The organism is Sulfurimonas sp. HSL1-2 (assembly GCF_039645565.1).
Classification (GTDB): domain Bacteria; phylum Campylobacterota; class Campylobacteria; order Campylobacterales; family Sulfurimonadaceae; genus Thiomicrolovo; species Thiomicrolovo zhangzhouensis.
The window spans coordinates 1,232,567-1,248,103 of record NZ_CP147914.1 but is presented as its reverse complement, the minus strand read 5'-3'; the positions used below and the strand labels follow the sequence as shown (position 1 = coordinate 1,248,103).

Annotated in this window: 15 protein-coding genes; 3 read left to right on the top strand and 12 right to left on the bottom strand. The window is 53.9% G+C overall.

What is annotated here, in order from left to right; translation table 11 throughout:
• Positions 1 to 2: 2 nt before the first annotated feature.
• The 7 genes from WCX18_RS06360 to WCX18_RS06330 form a co-directional block, all read right to left on the bottom strand.
• Positions 3 to 794, bottom strand: a complete 792-nt coding sequence (locus WCX18_RS06360; protein ID WP_345990715.1) for a septal ring lytic transglycosylase RlpA family protein — start codon at positions 792 to 794, stop codon at positions 3 to 5.
• Positions 787 to 2,010, bottom strand: coding sequence for a LysM peptidoglycan-binding domain-containing protein (locus tag WCX18_RS06355; RefSeq protein ID WP_345990713.1), 1,224 nt, complete (start codon positions 2,008 to 2,010; stop codon positions 787 to 789). Before WCX18_RS06355 ends, WCX18_RS06360 begins: the two co-directional genes overlap by 8 nt.
• 47 nt (positions 2,011 to 2,057) lie before the next feature.
• Positions 2,058 to 2,834, bottom strand: a complete 777-nt coding sequence (locus tag WCX18_RS06350; RefSeq protein WP_345990711.1) for a TatD family hydrolase — start codon at positions 2,832 to 2,834, stop codon at positions 2,058 to 2,060.
• Positions 2,831 to 4,390, bottom strand: coding sequence for an AAA family ATPase (locus WCX18_RS06345; RefSeq protein WP_345990709.1), 1,560 nt, complete (start codon positions 4,388 to 4,390; stop codon positions 2,831 to 2,833). Before WCX18_RS06345 ends, WCX18_RS06350 begins: the two co-directional genes overlap by 4 nt.
• A complete protein-coding gene (locus tag WCX18_RS06340; RefSeq protein WP_345990707.1) occupies positions 4,387 to 5,253 on the bottom strand; it encodes an NAD(+)/NADH kinase in 867 nt (288 codons plus the stop codon). The genes WCX18_RS06345 and WCX18_RS06340 overlap by 4 nt, the downstream gene beginning before the upstream one ends.
• A gap of 52 nt (positions 5,254 to 5,305) precedes the next feature.
• Complete coding sequence (locus tag WCX18_RS06335; RefSeq protein WP_345990705.1) at positions 5,306 to 6,070, bottom strand: TIGR04219 family outer membrane beta-barrel protein; 765 nt, start codon at positions 6,068 to 6,070, stop codon at positions 5,306 to 5,308.
• A gap of 93 nt (positions 6,071 to 6,163) precedes the next feature.
• Positions 6,164 to 6,436 carry a PqqD family protein gene (locus tag WCX18_RS06330; RefSeq protein WP_345990703.1) on the bottom strand — a complete coding sequence of 91 codons (273 nt, stop codon included), beginning with the start codon at positions 6,434 to 6,436 and terminating at the stop codon, positions 6,164 to 6,166.
• Between the two features lie 204 nt (positions 6,437 to 6,640).
• Between WCX18_RS06330 and WCX18_RS06325 the strand changes: the two genes are divergently transcribed.
• Positions 6,641 to 7,792: a S8 family peptidase gene (locus WCX18_RS06325; RefSeq protein WP_345990701.1), complete on the top strand. Its 1,152-nt coding sequence runs from the start codon at positions 6,641 to 6,643 to the stop codon at positions 7,790 to 7,792.
• 23 nt (positions 7,793 to 7,815) lie between these two features.
• Here the strand turns inward: WCX18_RS06325 and WCX18_RS06320 are convergent, their stop codons facing one another.
• Genes WCX18_RS06320 through WCX18_RS06300 form a run of 5 tightly spaced genes read right to left on the bottom strand, consistent with a single transcriptional unit; the run spans position 7,816 to position 13,049 of the window.
• Positions 7,816 to 7,983 carry a hypothetical protein gene (locus tag WCX18_RS06320; RefSeq protein WP_345990699.1) on the bottom strand — a complete coding sequence of 56 codons (168 nt, stop codon included), beginning with the start codon at positions 7,981 to 7,983 and terminating at the stop codon, positions 7,816 to 7,818.
• A gap of 29 nt (positions 7,984 to 8,012) precedes the next feature.
• Entirely contained in the window at positions 8,013 to 9,908 is a 1,896-nt protein-coding gene (locus WCX18_RS06315; protein ID WP_345990697.1) for an asparagine synthase-related protein, read from the bottom strand.
• Positions 9,905 to 10,789, bottom strand: coding sequence for a hypothetical protein (locus WCX18_RS06310; RefSeq protein ID WP_345990695.1), 885 nt, complete (start codon positions 10,787 to 10,789; stop codon positions 9,905 to 9,907). The genes WCX18_RS06315 and WCX18_RS06310 overlap by 4 nt, the downstream gene beginning before the upstream one ends.
• Positions 10,786 to 11,271, bottom strand: coding sequence for a lasso peptide biosynthesis B2 protein (locus WCX18_RS06305; protein WP_345990693.1), 486 nt, complete (start codon positions 11,269 to 11,271; stop codon positions 10,786 to 10,788). The genes WCX18_RS06310 and WCX18_RS06305 overlap by 4 nt, the downstream gene beginning before the upstream one ends.
• The gene (locus tag WCX18_RS06300) at positions 11,268 to 13,049 is read right to left on the bottom strand and encodes an ABC transporter ATP-binding protein (protein WP_345990692.1); all 1,782 of its coding nucleotides are present in this window, start codon (positions 13,047 to 13,049) and stop codon (positions 11,268 to 11,270) included. Before WCX18_RS06300 ends, WCX18_RS06305 begins: the two co-directional genes overlap by 4 nt.
• Before the next feature lie 154 nt (positions 13,050 to 13,203).
• Between WCX18_RS06300 and aspS the strand changes: the two genes are divergently transcribed.
• The gene (gene aspS, locus WCX18_RS06295; protein WP_345990690.1) at positions 13,204 to 14,964 is read left to right on the top strand and encodes an aspartate--tRNA ligase; all 1,761 of its coding nucleotides are present in this window, start codon (positions 13,204 to 13,206) and stop codon (positions 14,962 to 14,964) included.
• Positions 14,961 to 15,536 carry an adenylate kinase gene (locus tag WCX18_RS06290; protein WP_345990689.1) on the top strand — a complete coding sequence of 192 codons (576 nt, stop codon included), beginning with the start codon at positions 14,961 to 14,963 and terminating at the stop codon, positions 15,534 to 15,536. The genes aspS and WCX18_RS06290 overlap by 4 nt, the downstream gene beginning before the upstream one ends.
• Position 15,537 lies beyond the last annotated feature (1 nt).

Genomic DNA, 15,537 nt, shown 5'->3' with positions numbered 1-15,537 from the left:
ACTTATTTCCTTACGATAAAGGCGTGCTCAAAGGGTGACGATGCAATAAAATCGTGCGCTTCGGCCTCGCTTTTGAACTTTCCGAGCCAGACGCGGAAAAGTCTTTCGTTATTATACTCAGTATCCTTGATGATCGTTTTATACCCTTCAAACCCGTTGTATTTCTGCTGGGTGATGGATGCCCCCTCGAAGCGCCGGAAGGCGCCGATCTGGATGTAGAAGGCAGTGACGATCTGCTCGGCCGGACCCGCACGCAGCGCTGCCTCCGTCGGGATGACGCGTTCGCCCTTGCCGGCGAAACCGAGCACCTCAAGATGCACGTCCGTTGTCCCGGCCCCGACCATATCCAGGTCCGTCGCCGCCTTTTTGGAGAGGTCGATGATTCGCGATGCGACGAAGGGGCCCCTGTCGTTGATCCGCACGACAGTCTGCTGCCCGTTGCGTTTGTTGGTGACGCGGACGATGGTGTTCATCGGCAGTGTCTTGTGCGCGGCGGTGGCCGAATACATATCGTAGCGCTCGCCGTTGGAGGTCAGTTTGCCGTGAAAGTCGGGCCCGTACCAGCTGGCCCTTCCGTCGAAGGTGTCGCCTTTCTGCACGACGGTGGGGAAGTAGCGGCGTCCGTTGACCGTATAAGGCCGCATCGTGGGGTGTTTGTAGGTCGATGCCGCTGGGGTTGTACGGGTGGCGACGGCCGGTGCCGGTGCCTCATACGCGGAACGGGGTGACACGCCACGGGTACTGCACCCGGCCATCAGGATGACCAGTGCCAGAAAAGGAAACAGCTTAATCATAGATACTCAGCCGGTCACCGACACGGATCAGGTTCCCCTGGAGGTTATTGAGCTTTTTCAGGCTGGAGACGGTCGTTTCGAAATTGCGGGCGATCGCCTCGAGCGAGTCGCCGCGCTTGACGATGTACTTGCCGTTTTTGAGGTCCAGCGGTTTGGAGACAGGGATGACAAGCTTCTGACCGATACGAAGTACATTGGAGTGCAGCCGGTTGAACTCCTTGATCATCTTGTAGGGGACACGGTATTTCTTGCCGATACGTGAAAGGTTTTCGCCCGATTCGACGCTGTGCAGCATGTAAAACGTCTCCAGGGGTGCTGGCTTGTAGTTCTGACGGAACTCGTTCAGTTTGACGTAGGGGATGTAGATCGTGTATTTTTTGTCATGGGGCGGGACGAAATCATAGTTGAGATGACGGTTGAGCGATGCCAGCTTGTACGTCGGCATATTGATCAGCTTGGCGACACGGCTGATGCGTTCGCCGCGGGCCACTTCGACCTGGGCGATGGAGTAGGCGTTTGCACGGTTGAGCAGGTAGGCGTACTCCTGGTTGATCATAAAGTCCTCGTCGGCCGCCAGCAGCGTCAGCGCCACGATCTTGCGGATGTAGTTGCGGCTCTCTCTGGGGAGGTAGCGCTTCTTCTCGTCGAGCAGCACGTTGATGTCATCGGTGCCCGCCTTCTTGATGGCCCTGAAAAGGCGCCCTTCCCCGCAGTTGTAGGCGATGGCGGCAAGGTACCACTTGTTGAAGCGCGCGTGGAGGGTCTCCAGATAGGTAAGCGCGGCATTGGTCGATTTGAGGAGGTCTTTGCGTTCGTCGACGTAGTCGTTGATCTGCAGACCGAAGATGCGCCCGGTTTCCGGCATAAACTGCCAGAGCCCGGAGGCCTTTTTACGGGAGTAGGCATCGATGGAAAACCCGGACTCGGCCATCGCGAGGAAGAGGAACTCATCGGGAACGTCCGAGTGGGCCAGGGAGTCCTTGATCATGGGAATGAACAGGTAGGCCTGATCGAGGCTTTTAAAGAAGCCGTGACGCTGGTACTCTTTGCGTTTTTTGCTGATGATTTTTTGGAGTTTCGCGTCGTTGAGAAAAGAGAGCGGAAGGTCGAAGGCCCGTACGATCTGGACTTCCCGGTTCGAGTTCGATTCAAACGTCAGTGCCCCGAAAAGCAGTGCCGGAAGCAAAAAAATAGCTGCAAAAATACGTCCGATCACCAATACCCACCTCTTTTTGGGCCCTATTATAGCATAGTGAGACGTTGTTAGGAAATCCCGAAAAGGCGTGATGCGTTCTTTGTTGTCAGGGTTTCGACGGCCTCTGCGGGCATGTCCAGCAGTTCACCCATTTTCTGTGCCACCAGCTTCGTATAGGCCGGTTCATTGCGTTCGCCACGGTGTGGATGCGGCGTCAGGTAGGGGCCGTCCGTTTCGATGAGCAGCCGCTCTTTGGGGATACTCGGCAGGACCTGTACCAGTTTGCGTGCATTTTTAAAGGTCAGCACGCCGCCGATACCGTAGTAGAAGTTCTGACCGGCAAGGACGAGGAGCTCCTCGTCGGCATTGTAGCAGTGCAGTACGCCACCGACTTTCGCCGCGCCCTCCTCCTCGAGGATTACACGGGCATCATGGCTGGCGTTACGAATATGCACAATGAGCGGTTTACCGTAGGCCAGGGCGATCCGGATCTGGGCGCGGAAAATCTCGGCCTGTTTCTGCTTCTCAGCTTCCTGCTCTGCTTCGCTGCCTTCAAGCCGAAAGTAATCCAGCCCGCACTCTCCGACGGCAACGCACTTCGGATGCGTAAGGAACTCGTCGAAAGCTGCGGTGTCAAACCCTTCGAGGTCGTAGGGGTGGATCCCGACGGCGAAGTAGACGTTTTCATGTGCTTCGGCAATGGCGATGGCGCGCGGCAGGGTGGCGGCGTCCGCGCCCGGAACGATCAGTGCTTCAACCCCCTGCTCTGCGGCACGTTCCAATACCGCTTCGAGATCCTCTTCATAGCGTTCATCGTCGAGATGAATGTGCGTGTCGATAATCATACAGCCTTCCCGGTGCTGTTCCCATGGGCCGCTTCGAGGAGCTCGCGGGCGAGATGACGCGCTTTTTCCGAAACGGTGTCGCCGCTGACGATCCGCGCGATCTCTTCCATGCGCTCCTCCTGCGTCGCCAGTTCCCGTACACTGCTGTGGTCGTCCTTTGTGACAAGGAAATGCTGCTCGCCCATGGCAGTGAGCTGCGGCTGGTGGGAGATGACGAGGATCTGAAAATGCTGACTGAGCGTCCGCAGTACACGGGCCACGCTCATGGACTCCTCGCCGCTGAGGTTGGCATCGATCTCGTCAAGCATCAGGACACCCTGTTGCCCCTGCATCCCTTCGGACTTGACGGCCAGGAGGGCCAGGCGCAGGCGGTTGAATTCACCGGCGCTGATCTGCTGCAACGATGCGCCTTTGAGCTGCAATGAGGCGCGGTCCTGGCCTGCAGGGCCGAAATCACCGTGGGCCAGCGTCAGTTCGGCGCCGTCGAGGTAGAGCTGGTGCAGATAGCTGTTGATGGAATCATTCAGCCCGTACAGTGCCCCGCTGCGCGCAAGCGAGATCTGCGCCGCACTCTGGGTCAGGGAGGTGTAAAGGGTATTGAGCTCCTGCTGCATCGCTTTGACGTGCTCTTCGAGGGATTCGTAGACCTCGAGCTCTTTTTGTTTGCTGTCGCGGTAGGCCAACGCCTCTTCGATACTGCCGTAGCGGCGTTTGAGATCCGACAGCTGTTCGAGCCGGTCGAGCACGTGCTCGATATCCGTCCCCTCCAGGTCGTTGAAGCGCTCCTGGGCCGAATCAAAGCGGGTACGCAGTTCATTCATCGCATCATCGAAGAAGCCGCTGTCGACATCCAGTGAGACCAACACTTCATTGACGACGTGTTCATACTCGAAGATCTGCTGGGCATGCACGATCTTCTCTTCGATCTTTTCTTTTTTGGAGAGGGACTTTTTGACCTCGAGCAGGGTCTCGTATTCATCGGCTTCCGGACCGATCTCATTGATTTTGTTCACCTCGAAGCGGGCGAACTCCTCCTGATCGCGCAGTTTGCGTTCATCGGACTTGAGGCGATCGAGTTCCTGCTCAAGGTGTTTCAGTCTCAGGTAGCCCTGGTGATAGAGCTCAAGACGGTGGGTGTGCTTATCATCGGCAAGGCTTACCGTCATGTCGATCAGCTGCAGGAGCGCATCCGAATCGAAATCACTGTAATCTTTGAGGCTCAGATGCCGCAGATGCGTCCGGCTGAGTTCTGCCGCAGCGGCACGGGAGATGGCCTGATTGTTGAAAAAATAGCGCGCTTTCTCTTTTTTGACCTCCCGCAGGACATTGGGGCTTTCATTGAGCAGCCCGCTGGCACTTTCGTCGATCTGCCAGGAGACGACCGATTCACTGAGCGATGCAATGGGGTCGTCCAGGCCGAATGAGGCGAGAATCGAGCGCATAAAAACGGATTTACCGCTGCCGCTGGGACCGGAAAAGACGATCAGCCCCGGTTTCAGGTCGATAGAGACCTCTTCGAACGTCAAGCAGTCACGCATATGGAAATGTTCGATCATCCTTCACCCCAGTTCAGTTTTTCTTTGAGCACGTCAAAGTAGTTGAAAGCTTTTCGGTGCAGCAGTTTTGCCGGCATATCGGCCAGGGAGATGCGGATGCTGTCCCCCTCGCCGAACTCGTACATATCCTGCCCGTCCACAACGGCAAGTGCGCTCTGGTCGGGCGTTCTGACTTCGATGTCATACTGCCCCGGCAGAACGACCGGCCGCTGTGTCAGCGAATGCGGGCAGATCGGGGTCAATGCGAAGACTTTGGTCAACGGGAAGAGTACGGGGCCGCCGGCAGAGAGGTTGTAGGCCGTCGAACCCGTCGGGGTCGAGATAATGACGCCGTCGCCGAAATAGGTGTTGAAGTTCTTGCCGTCGACGAAGGTCTCGACGTGGATCATCTTGGAGATGGAGGGGCGCGTGATCACGATGTCGTTGAAAGCGACGACACGCTTCTCCCCCACCGCGGTCGTAATGACCGCCTGCAGCATCGCCCGTTCGTCGATACGGTACTCTCCCGCTTTGATCTGGGAGAGAATCTCGTCGAGTTCATCGAGCGCCACGTCGGCCAGGAAGCCCAGTTTCCCGGCATGGATCCCCATCACCGGTTTGCCGAAACTGTGCGAACGCCGTACCGCGGAGATAAGGGTCCCGTCCCCGCCGATGGTGGCCAGCAGATCACTCTCCCGGCAGAGAATATCGAACTGCTGCCCGAGCACGCCGATCATACCGCCGCTGAGGTTGTCAATGAGGACTTCGATGCCATGACCTTCGAAGATCTGCTTGACCCGGTAAAACACCTCTTTGAGCTCCGGCGTCGAGGGGCGGAGGATAATACCAACTTTTTTCAGAGAAATCTGCGCTGTTTCATTCATGGGACAGATTATACCACGCCAAACAGTCAGGCCCGGCTTTCGTGTCTGTTTGCTAAAAATGCAGCGAGGCGTCCAGGTAAATGCCGCTCAAATGGAGATCGATCTTCGTGTTGTAGCTCGGTTTCTGGAGCCAGAGCCGGTGAATACGGTACCCGAGTTCCACCGAAGGTCTGAAATGGGTCGTCACCGCATCGAAATCATACCGTCCCGACAACCGGAAGTCATAGAGGGTGAAACTGCCTTCATCATAATAGTAGTAGGAGAGATCGACCGAGGCGGGCAGCTGCATGACAGGAACGCGGGCATGCAGGTAGAGCTGCGGAAGCGTTGTAATGTCGCTTTCATCATAATGAAAAGAGCTGTCATCGATGGTATAGCGCGTTTTGACGTATTTCACATTGATGCCGGCGTCGATCGACATCCATGAAATCAGGTCGGCAAACGTATAGTAGAAGGTCGCATCGTACTCCAGCGCGGTCACTTTATTCGGTGCATCGGCCTGGTAGAGAAACGGTCCCCACGTGACTGAGCCTTCGGTACGCCCCTCATAGGCGATCGACGTGTACTCGAGCTTGAGGTTCGGCACGAAGGGGGATATGTTCACCGGCTTGAAAACTGCATAGAAATAGAAGTTGTTTTCGTTCTTGTAGCCCAGGTCTCCGACGGCGGTGACGCTCCCCCCACTCTCATCATAGGTCAAATCACCCGACGCTTTGGCATTCCACACCCCTGCCCCGATCTCAGTGTCTGTTTCGAAAGCCTGAAGAGTGATCACTGTCAGAGAACACAGCAGTATTGATTTCAAGGGGAAAGGCACGGGACTCCTTCAGTCTGAGCATATACGCTGATCATTGGGGCAAATGAGTGTGGGAGCCGCCGGAAGCGCTTGTTACCGGCGATTATAGCATTTTCATGCGAGTTTGGCGAGTTTTTTGTTAATTAAAGTGTCTATAAATGTTTCAAGGTCTTTTTTCAATATATCAAGATCGACTTCGTACATATTGCGAAGTGCATCTACGGTTTCCTGGAGGGTCTTTCCTTCCTGCAGCAGCTGCCAGATATCGGTTGCCACGCTGTCGAGACCGAAATAGTTCTCACTTGCCATATCGAGCAGAACAATCTCGTCGTCTACCATTTGTGAAAAGACCGTATCCGCTACCGCAATTCTCTTTGAGTAATCCACCGCTTATCCTTTGGAGAATTATACTATACATCGTATATATATTTTTATTTGTATGAAATGTGATTATTTTTTGACATGTTGCAAAAAAATAGTGCCATAATTAACAAATAACAATATTTAATTAGGTTATTTTTAATTGTACAAAAACAGTGGCAATAAAGATTGAATTTGTTATGATTGAAGCTTATTCAAAGGAGGTTGTCTATGTTGAAGCGTTTTCGTCCGATACAGTATCTTTTTGTTCTGTTTATCGCCACTATCTTTGCCGGTAATGTTTTCGCAGCCAATGTAAAACAGAAAATCGTTGTCTTTGCACCGGGATTTTCAAACCCTGTCCAACAGGCTGCACTGCTTAAAAACATGGGGGTAATTCCTGTTAAACCGCTGCGGATCATCAACGGTTTTGCGGTATCGCTTCCTGATGCAGCGTTCGAGGCGTTGCAAAGTCTTGACAACCAGAATATTCTCCGCATTGACGATGATATCGTGCTGCATGGAACAGCAAAACCCGTCGATCCTCTCCCCCAGCCGCCACAGGAGCTGACCTGGGGTATTGACCGGATCGAAGCAGATCTTGCCTGGGCAGAGACCAACGGGACGATGATCAACGTTGCCGTACTCGATACGGGGGCGGATCTTGACCATCCCGACCTGACCGACAACATCAAAGGGAATTTCAGTGCGATCAACCCGCATAAAAGTGCCGTGGACGATAACGGGCACGGTACCCATGTCAGCGGGATCATTGCAGCCGCCAATAACACCATCGGGGTGATCGGTGCCGCTCCGCAGATCAATCTCTATGTCGTCAAAGTGCTTGGCAGCGACAATACGGGGAACCTGTCGGATATTCTTGACGGGATGCAGTGGTGTATTGACAACCACATGCAAGTCGTCAACATGAGCTTCGGAGCGACGAGTACCGTCCAATCCCTGGCAGACGCCGTTACGGCTATGCATGCCGCGGGCATCGTACAAGTGGCCGCCGCCGGGAACAACGGGAGTTCGGGCGGTACCATGCTTTACCCGGCCAGGTATCCCGAAACGATCGCGGTCTCTTCCGTCAATATCAACGGAATCCTGGCGGCAAGCTCCAGCTACGGCCCGGAAGTTGACCTCGCGGCTCCAGGAGTAAGTATCTACTCCACCTACCTTAATGCGGGCTATACGACTATGAGTGGTACCAGTATGGCAACGCCTCACGTGACGGCATCGGCAGCGCTTGTACTTTCTGTGTTCCCTGCCCTTACGCCGGATGAAGTCAAAACAAAATTAAAAAGCAGCGCCGAAGACCTGGGACTGCCTGCGGATGAACAGGGTGCCGGACTTGTGCGGCCGGACCTCGCCATCCAGTGATGTCTGTCTGCTGGCTAAATGTATTAGCTGGCGGCTGCACCGCCAAAGACGTAGTGGTTCTTGTTTTCCTGATTTGAATCCACCAGCCCGCTTTTTGTCGACTGAATATCCAGGACTTTCAAGGCGGGCTGCTTCCATACTTTTTTGCGTTCGGTCAATGTTTCTTTACTAGACATTTTTTTTCTCTGCATTCCGATTTATTATTAACACATTAGCAGAATTATCGACGACTTCCTAGGGTAGCGAGCAGAAACGCCTTTTCTATTTCATTTATTGTTTGTATATTATTTTTCTTGAACGCAATCTCACGATTAACGAATTTTTCCATGGCCAGCCGGAGCTTATCCCTGTCAATATATCGGTGCTCCCGCAAGCATGCATCATCCCACGAATACGCTTCAAGAAGATAGGCAAAAGCCTCTTGTTCGGTTTTGAGAATATGTTCGATCCGATTGGGTTCATACTTAAAGTTCCCGGTACGGATCTCCTCCGGCAGGATATCGGCAACGGCATGCCGAAAAAGAAACCGTGACACGCCCTCCCGGTAATAGAGTTCAGCGGGCTGCGACAGTGCAAGCTCTACAAGTCGTTTGTCAAGCAGCGGGTAACTGTACTCAAGCCGGCAGGCAAACGCGGAGGATGCCCATGACTCAAAGCGGGCAAGGATATGGCCCTGTCGATAGAGATAAAGCTGGTCGCCGCGAATGCTCTTTTGGTACATAAAGGTAGAACGCTTGGTACGACTGCGTACATAACGGGCAAAATGTTTCTGGGCAAATTGGACATAACCAAGGAAGGGACAATCCACTTTCGGCATATAGCATAGTATCCGGCGCGGCACAAGAGGGAGAATAAGTTCACGGTAGCATTGGAGAATGAAGCAGCGTGTGCGTTTTTGTGCCTTTGTACATTTATGCCAGAGTCCCGTTAGCGCTTGAACAATTTTGCCATGCCGGAAAAGATCAGCATAGATCGCCCTGCCATGGTAGGTGATAAACTCATCTCCGCCCCACCCCGATAAAACGGTTCGGATGTGCTGTTGTTGCGCCGATTTCCGCAGCACAAATTCATACCACAGGTCAGTAGTATCGTTCCATGCGATATCAAGACCCAGCAATATTTCCGACAAAGTTTTAGCATCAAGATCGATATGCTCCAGCTCTATGTTTTCCTCACGGGCAATCTGATGACTATTCGCCCATTCATGATGGGTATGATCATCTTCGGTGCCCGGCGCTGCAATCCAACTATAGGCCTTCAGTTTTTGGTTCTTCTGTGCAAGCAGGCGTGCAGCAAGGACGCTGATCATTGAAGAGTCCAGTCCGCCGCTCAAATGTGATGCGACCGGGTATGCCGTGCGCAGGCGCACACGAACGGCGTCCTCTAACAATGCACGCAGTTTTCCACGGTACGCTTCAAAGGTCTCCATTTTCTGCAGAGGTGTCGCCTCAATATTCCAGTATGTATCGAAAGATGCCGAAGAATCCGTTACGGTAAGCGTCGCTGCAGGAGGGAGTTTTTTGATCCCTTCAAAAAAGGTCAGTGTCGGGTGCCAAAGCTCCCCTTTCTCCAGATAGATCGCCGCGGCCTCGTCACTGAAATCTGTAGGAATCTCTTTAGATGCCAGGAGCCCTTTCATATCATTTCCGAAGATAAAAACATCGTCGTCCAGGTGATAATAAAACGGCTTGACCCCCATATGATCCCGTGCGCAGAAGAGCTGCTTTTTTTCTTTGTCCAAGATCGCAAAGGCAAAGTCGCCCAGAAGATACTGGGGGCAACTGCTCCCCCATTTTCGGTAAGCAGCCAGAATAAACTCGCTGTCGCCGATCTCGCTCGCTGGGCTGTCAGGCAGAATGAGCTGATCAAACAATTCTTCCCGATTGTCAATCCGTGCGTCTATTGTCAACAAGTACTGCCCCCGATCAAGCGGCAGCTGCTCATGGTGTGATTCGGGGGTGTTGTGAAGCATCGTATGCCCCAGCAAAACTGAAATGTCCCGTTTGACACCCTGTTCATCCGGCGACCAATATGAAAAAGCATCAAGCATTGCAGTCGCTGTGGCTTCCTCTACCGGTGTACCGTTCCGGTTAAAAACACCGAAGATACCGCTCATTGCACTCTCCTGTGATGTGTACAGATGGCCCTGTGCACTTCACTGAGCCGATTCAGGTTATGGGGAACCTGGATCGTGTAAACCCTTACCTTGTTGAGTAGTGAGGAGAGATACTTCAGACGTTTTGTTTTCAAAAAAGAGAAAAGAAAGAGATAATTGGGCATTAGTGCCTCGAATTTATGGAAGCCCGTCATCTCTTCAATCACGATGGCGGCTCCGGCATCGGACTTTTCAAGGAGATAAAAGGCAGATATAGGCTTGAACTCCGTCATGAAATCATCCACGCGGTAGCCGAGCTCTTCGAATTTCCTGTAGGGGCGATGATAGGGATGCGAACCGACGGCTATGAAGGCTTCGCTGTCGACGAATGTCGGTACCTTGTCATCTGAAATGAGCGGATGCCCCTGTTGCAGGAAATAATCTGTCAACGTGGATTTCCCGCCCATGGAAGGTGCGATGAATAGAACGGGGCGATTGTCGATCTCTACGGCACCTGCATGAAAAAAATCATACATCTCTTCGAGTGTAAAGTAGAGCGGCAGCACAAGGTGAATAAACCAGAATGCCAGCAGGGCCGCGTTGCCGTGCTCGTGAAGTTCATAGTAGAGTTCCCTTTCCCCGCCGACCCAATAAAACGCGACGACATCCTTGACTTCGTAACACCACGGCTGACCTTTTTCCGGCCTGTCAAAGAGCCTGTCACTGTAGAAGTAAACATTCCTGCCGTGTGCATCGTAGATCGGGAAGCCGCAGGTGATGGATTGCTTTAGTTCCGCCGGGACATCCGAAGCGAGCCTTACAGCGTATTTCACTTCACCGGATACGGGCAGCGTCAACGGAAAAGCGATATCACTGTCGATCTGCGTGCCGTAAACGATCACAGCGCCCCCCATGCAAATGATGACAAGGTCGTAAAGTCATCGTACCCGTCCCCCGTGACGACAAGATCGCCGCACAACAGCCATGCATGCGCCCGCATCCCCTCTTTCGCCGTGGCGTCATGGAGAACACCGAGATAAAAAACACCGGGAACCTCGCGACGTTGCAACATGCGCTGCGCTGCCAGCGCCTGGACAAGACAGGCGCTTTCCCACGGTGTATTGTTTGCCGCGGTTGTTACCGCCTTCGAAACTATGATGGCAGTCTCCCGCTGTGTAGCGGAAAGCACCGGTGCTTCAATGCCACCGTGATACTGCCGCAACCTGCGTACAAGCCATTTGAAGGGGAGACTTTTCACTGCCATGTGCATCATTCCGAGCATAACGTAAGCTTCGATAAAGCGCGCTTTCTCTTGTAAACCAAGCGCCGAAAACTTTCCGAGTTTACGGCGCAAAGATGTAAAAAAACCCTTGGCATACGTCACTGGTTTTTCTCCGTTCTCGGTTGTCGGTCCTCGCGCCGCCGGCCCACCATTCCCTGCTCGATAAGTTCCATAAAGGTACCCGCTCCTTTGACACGTCCCTGTTCGATATAGTAGATATGATCCGCCTGACGGATCGTTGTCGGACGATGGGCGATAATGATCGTCGTCCGCGTTGACAGGAAGTCGCGGAGCGTCTCGTAAAGCCTTTCTTCGGTATCGTTATCCAATGCGGAGGTCGCTTCGTCAAAAATAACAACCTGCGGGTCACTCAGGATAAGCCGTGCGATTGCGAGACGCTGGCGCTGCCCGCCGGAGAGCCTGATGCCATTCTTCCCGATTAATGTATCAAGGCCGCTGTCGAGTGAATCAATAAAACTTTCAAGCTGGGCAGCGCGCAGGGCGTCAAAAATGTCCGACGCATCCAATGGCCGGCCGAGGGTTAGATTCATCCATATCGTGTCGTTGAAAAAGAGTGAATCCTGCAGCATAAGCGCGACATGTTCGCGCACGACCGGCAGGCCGATCTCCTCTATCGGGACACCGTCGTATGTGATCGCCCCTGCATCGGCCTGGTAAAACCCGACAAGCAGCTTTGCGATCGTACTTTTCCCCGACCCGCTCGGTCCGATCAGGGCAATCTTCTGCCCCCGCTCGGCGTGCAGGGAAATACTGTTCAGAACAGGGGCTTTTCCGTCAAACCCGAAGGTGACATCATCCAGGGAAACCGTAACGGTCGAGACCCCTTCAAAAGGGTTTTTCGTGTGCGGATGGTAGGGCTCCCTGTGCATTGACAGCAGATGGTTAACCCGCTCCATGGAGGGCTTGAGGGACTGAAACGATATAACCAGAGCCATGAGCTGCTGAACCGGGGCTGCAATAGGCGCAAGATAAAACAGGAAGGCAAGCATCATCCCGATACTGAGATCCGAATAGATAACGGCTGCGATGCCGAGGGCTTTAAAAAGATCAATAACGGTATTTGTCAACAGGGATGAAGAGTTGGTGGCAACCGACGAACGGTACCCGTAATCCATTGAAGCGTCCTGAATCTTCTCCGCTTTGCCTTTCAGCAGGCCGAAGAAGTTACGCTCCTGGTTGCTGGCACGCACCTGCACAAAAAGCTCCAAAATTTCGCTGAACATATCGTGGTACTCTTCATATGCCTCATGCTGGCGGCGCACTAAAGCACCTGCCCTGCGGCCCAGGATTTTCGAGATACCGAAGAAGATGGGGTTGAGCACCATCAGTAGCAGGGTCAACTGCCAACTGATCGTAAACATAACGCCCAGGATCCCGATAAACATCAGCAGCGATGTCAGTCCCGTGCTGGCCAACTGACCCAGGAAAGCACTGATCTGTTCTACGTCGCGTATCGTTTTCATCACGATCGTGCCGGATTTGACTGCTTCATATTCTGACAAGCTGATACGCTCAAGGTGATGCAACAAACTGTGCCGGATCATAAAGGCACTTTTTTGCGTGATTTTCATCGCGTAATATGTCTTGAGGTTGTTTAGAAAAAAGACGCTCACGCGCAAAAAAAGCACCGCGGCCAGGGTGACGGCAATTAAACACCATGTCTGTGTTATACCGACCCTTGCGAGCGTTTCGGTCAATCTCCCCTGATGGTGCAGAAGAATCTCGTCAATGAGCAGTGGTATCAAAATCGGGATAGGCAAAAACAGCAGTGTCGCAAGAATCCCTGCAGCGTTAGCACGTTCAAAATCTCTTCGTTGGGCATGCAGCGACTGGAAAAGGGAGCCGAAAGTGATTTTCATCTTGTTAATAACTGCTTTTTCCTGTAATACTACCAGAAAATCCCAAGAAACCCATCTTCGCCGTCTGCTTTAGCAATGCTGAATCCCCCTTGCGATATAATCGCGAAAATTTTTGCCGTAGGCACTAGACCTTCCGGCACAAGGACCCTACGTTTTGAGAAGCCATTACTGTACCGATTTAAACGAAAACAACGTCGGCGAGCGCGTCGAACTCGCCGGGTGGGCGAACAGTTACCGTGACCACGGCGGCATCATCTTTATCGACCTGCGTGACAAGAGCGGCCTGATCCAGCTCGTCTGCGACCCGGCGGACAACGCCGACGCGCACAAAGTCGCCAACGATGTCCGCGACGAATTCGTCCTCATCGCCAAGGGAACCATCCGACTGCGTGGCGAAGGGCTGACGAACCCGCGCCTCCAAACCGGTGCTATCGAAGTCGTTGTCGACGAGCTTATCATCGAAAACCGCTCCGCCCCGATGCCCTTTGTCATCGGCGACGAAAGTGTCGGCGAAGAGACGAAGCTCAAGTACCGCTACCTCGACCTGCGCTCCACTGCCTCCTTTGAAACCTTCAAGCTCCGCTCCAAAGCGGCCATCGCGGCACGCAACGTCCTCGACGAACTTGGTTTCCTCGAGGTGGAAACACCGATTCTGACGAAATCCACGCCGGAGGGCGCGCGCGACTACCTCGTCCCCAGCCGTGTCCACGAAGGCGAATTCTACGCCCTGCCGCAGTCCCCGCAGCTTTTCAAGCAGCTGCTGATGGTCGGCGGGTTCGACCGCTACTTCCAGATCGCCAAGTGTTTCCGTGACGAAGACCTCCGTGCCGACCGCCAGCCCGAATTTACCCAGATCGATGTCGAAATGAGCTTCTGTGACCAGGAAGAGGTCATTGCCGTCGCCGAAAAACTGATCGTCGGGATGTTCAAAGCGGCCGGTCACGATGTCCAGGCACCTTTCCCGCGCATGCCGCACAGCGAAGCGATGGAGAAGTACGGTTCCGACAAACCGGATATGCGCTACGGTCTGGAGATGGTCGACGTCATCGACATTTTCGAGCGCTGCGACAACGAGGTCTTCACGGCTATTGCCAAGAACCCGAAAATGAACCGCATCAAAGCGCTGCGCGTCCCGGGTGCCGACCTCGTCTTCTCCAAGCGCGAGATGAAGAGCTTCGAGGATTTCGTCCGCAAATTCGGCGCGAAGGGACTCGGCTACTTCCAGATGAAAGAGGACGGCCTCAAAGGACCGCTGACGAAGTTCTTCTCAGACGAAGATATCCAGGCGATCATCGACCGTACCGAGCTTGAAGTCGGCGACGTCGTCTTCTTCGGTGCCGGTGACAAACATACTGTCTGGGACTACATGGGCCGTTTCCGTATCTTCATCGCCGAACACGAGAAGATGAACCTCGTCGACAAAGAGCGCTTCGAGTTCCTCTGGGTCGTCGACTTCCCGATGTTTGAGATCGACGAGGGGCGCGTCAAAGCGCTTCACCACCCGTTCACAATGCCCAAAGACCTCAACAAAGAGCACGTCGAAGATATCGAATCCATCGCCTACGACATCGTCCTCAACGGCGTCGAGCTCGGCGGCGGTTCCATCCGTATCCACAAGCAGGATGTCCAGGAGGAGATCTTCAAGCTTCTCGGCATCGAAGAGGAGGAAGCGCAGGAGAAGTTCGGCTTCCTGCTCGACGCCCTCAAGTTCGGTGCGCCACCGCACGGCGGTTTCGCGATCGGATTCGACCGCCTCATCATGCTGCTTGCCAAAAAGGACAGCATCCGCGACGTCATCGCCTTCCCGAAAACGCAGAAGGCCTCCTGTCTGCTCACCCAGGCCCCGAGCAGCGTCGACAACGCGCAGCTGCGTGAGCTGCATATCCGCACCAGAGAATCCAAAAGCCAGTCATGAGTCGTAAAAAACTCATTCTCATCATCGGTGCGCCCGGTTCGGGCAAAACCACCGATTGCGAAGTGATCGCTTCGCGCCATGACGGGATCACCCACTACTCCGCCGGTGATATGTTCCGTGCGGAGGTCGCCACCGGCAGCGAACGCGGTCAGCTCATCAAGTCCATCATCGACCGCGGCGAGATCGTACCCATCGACATTGCGATAGAGACGATCGTCGGGGCGATCAAGCAGGCGCCGACCGCAGCTGTCATTATTGACGGTTACCCCCGCTCCATTGAACAGATGGAAGCACTCGATGCGTACCTCGCAGGTGAACCCGAGGTAACCCTGGCAAACGTCATCGAGGTCGTCGTGAGCGAAGAGATCGCCCGTGACCGCGTCCTCGGACGCGCGCGCGGCGCGGATGACAACGAGGCGGTTTTTACTCGCCGGATGAACGTCTATGTCGAACCGCTGGCCGATATCCAGCGCTTCTACACTGAAAAAGGGCTGCTGCACAAGATCAACGGTGAGCGCGAGCTTGCCCAGGTCGCAGACGAGATGCAGGCCTACATCGAAAGTTTAATTTAAC

What these genes read in the sequence shown, in the direction of transcription:
- WCX18_RS06300 (WP_345990692.1), bottom strand. Translation starts at nt 13,049, where the DNA reads ATGAAAATCACTTTCGGCTCCCTTTTCCAGTCGCTGCATGCCCAACGA.
- WCX18_RS06325 (WP_345990701.1), top strand. Translation starts at nt 6,641, where the DNA reads ATGTTGAAGCGTTTTCGTCCGATACAGTATCTTTTTGTTCTGTTTATC.
- WCX18_RS06290 (WP_345990689.1), top strand. Translation starts at nt 14,961, where the DNA reads ATGAGTCGTAAAAAACTCATTCTCATCATCGGTGCGCCCGGTTCGGGC.
- WCX18_RS06320 (WP_345990699.1), bottom strand. Translation starts at nt 7,983, where the DNA reads ATGCAGAGAAAAAAAATGTCTAGTAAAGAAACATTGACCGAACGCAAA.
- WCX18_RS06340 (WP_345990707.1), bottom strand. Translation starts at nt 5,253, where the DNA reads ATGAATGAAACAGCGCAGATTTCTCTGAAAAAAGTTGGTATTATCCTC.
- WCX18_RS06315 (WP_345990697.1), bottom strand. Translation starts at nt 9,908, where the DNA reads ATGAGCGGTATCTTCGGTGTTTTTAACCGGAACGGTACACCGGTAGAG.
- WCX18_RS06345 (WP_345990709.1), bottom strand. Translation starts at nt 4,390, where the DNA reads ATGATCGAACATTTCCATATGCGTGACTGCTTGACGTTCGAAGAGGTC.
- WCX18_RS06350 (WP_345990711.1), bottom strand. Translation starts at nt 2,834, where the DNA reads ATGATTATCGACACGCACATTCATCTCGACGATGAACGCTATGAAGAG.
- WCX18_RS06360 (WP_345990715.1), bottom strand. Translation starts at nt 794, where the DNA reads ATGATTAAGCTGTTTCCTTTTCTGGCACTGGTCATCCTGATGGCCGGG.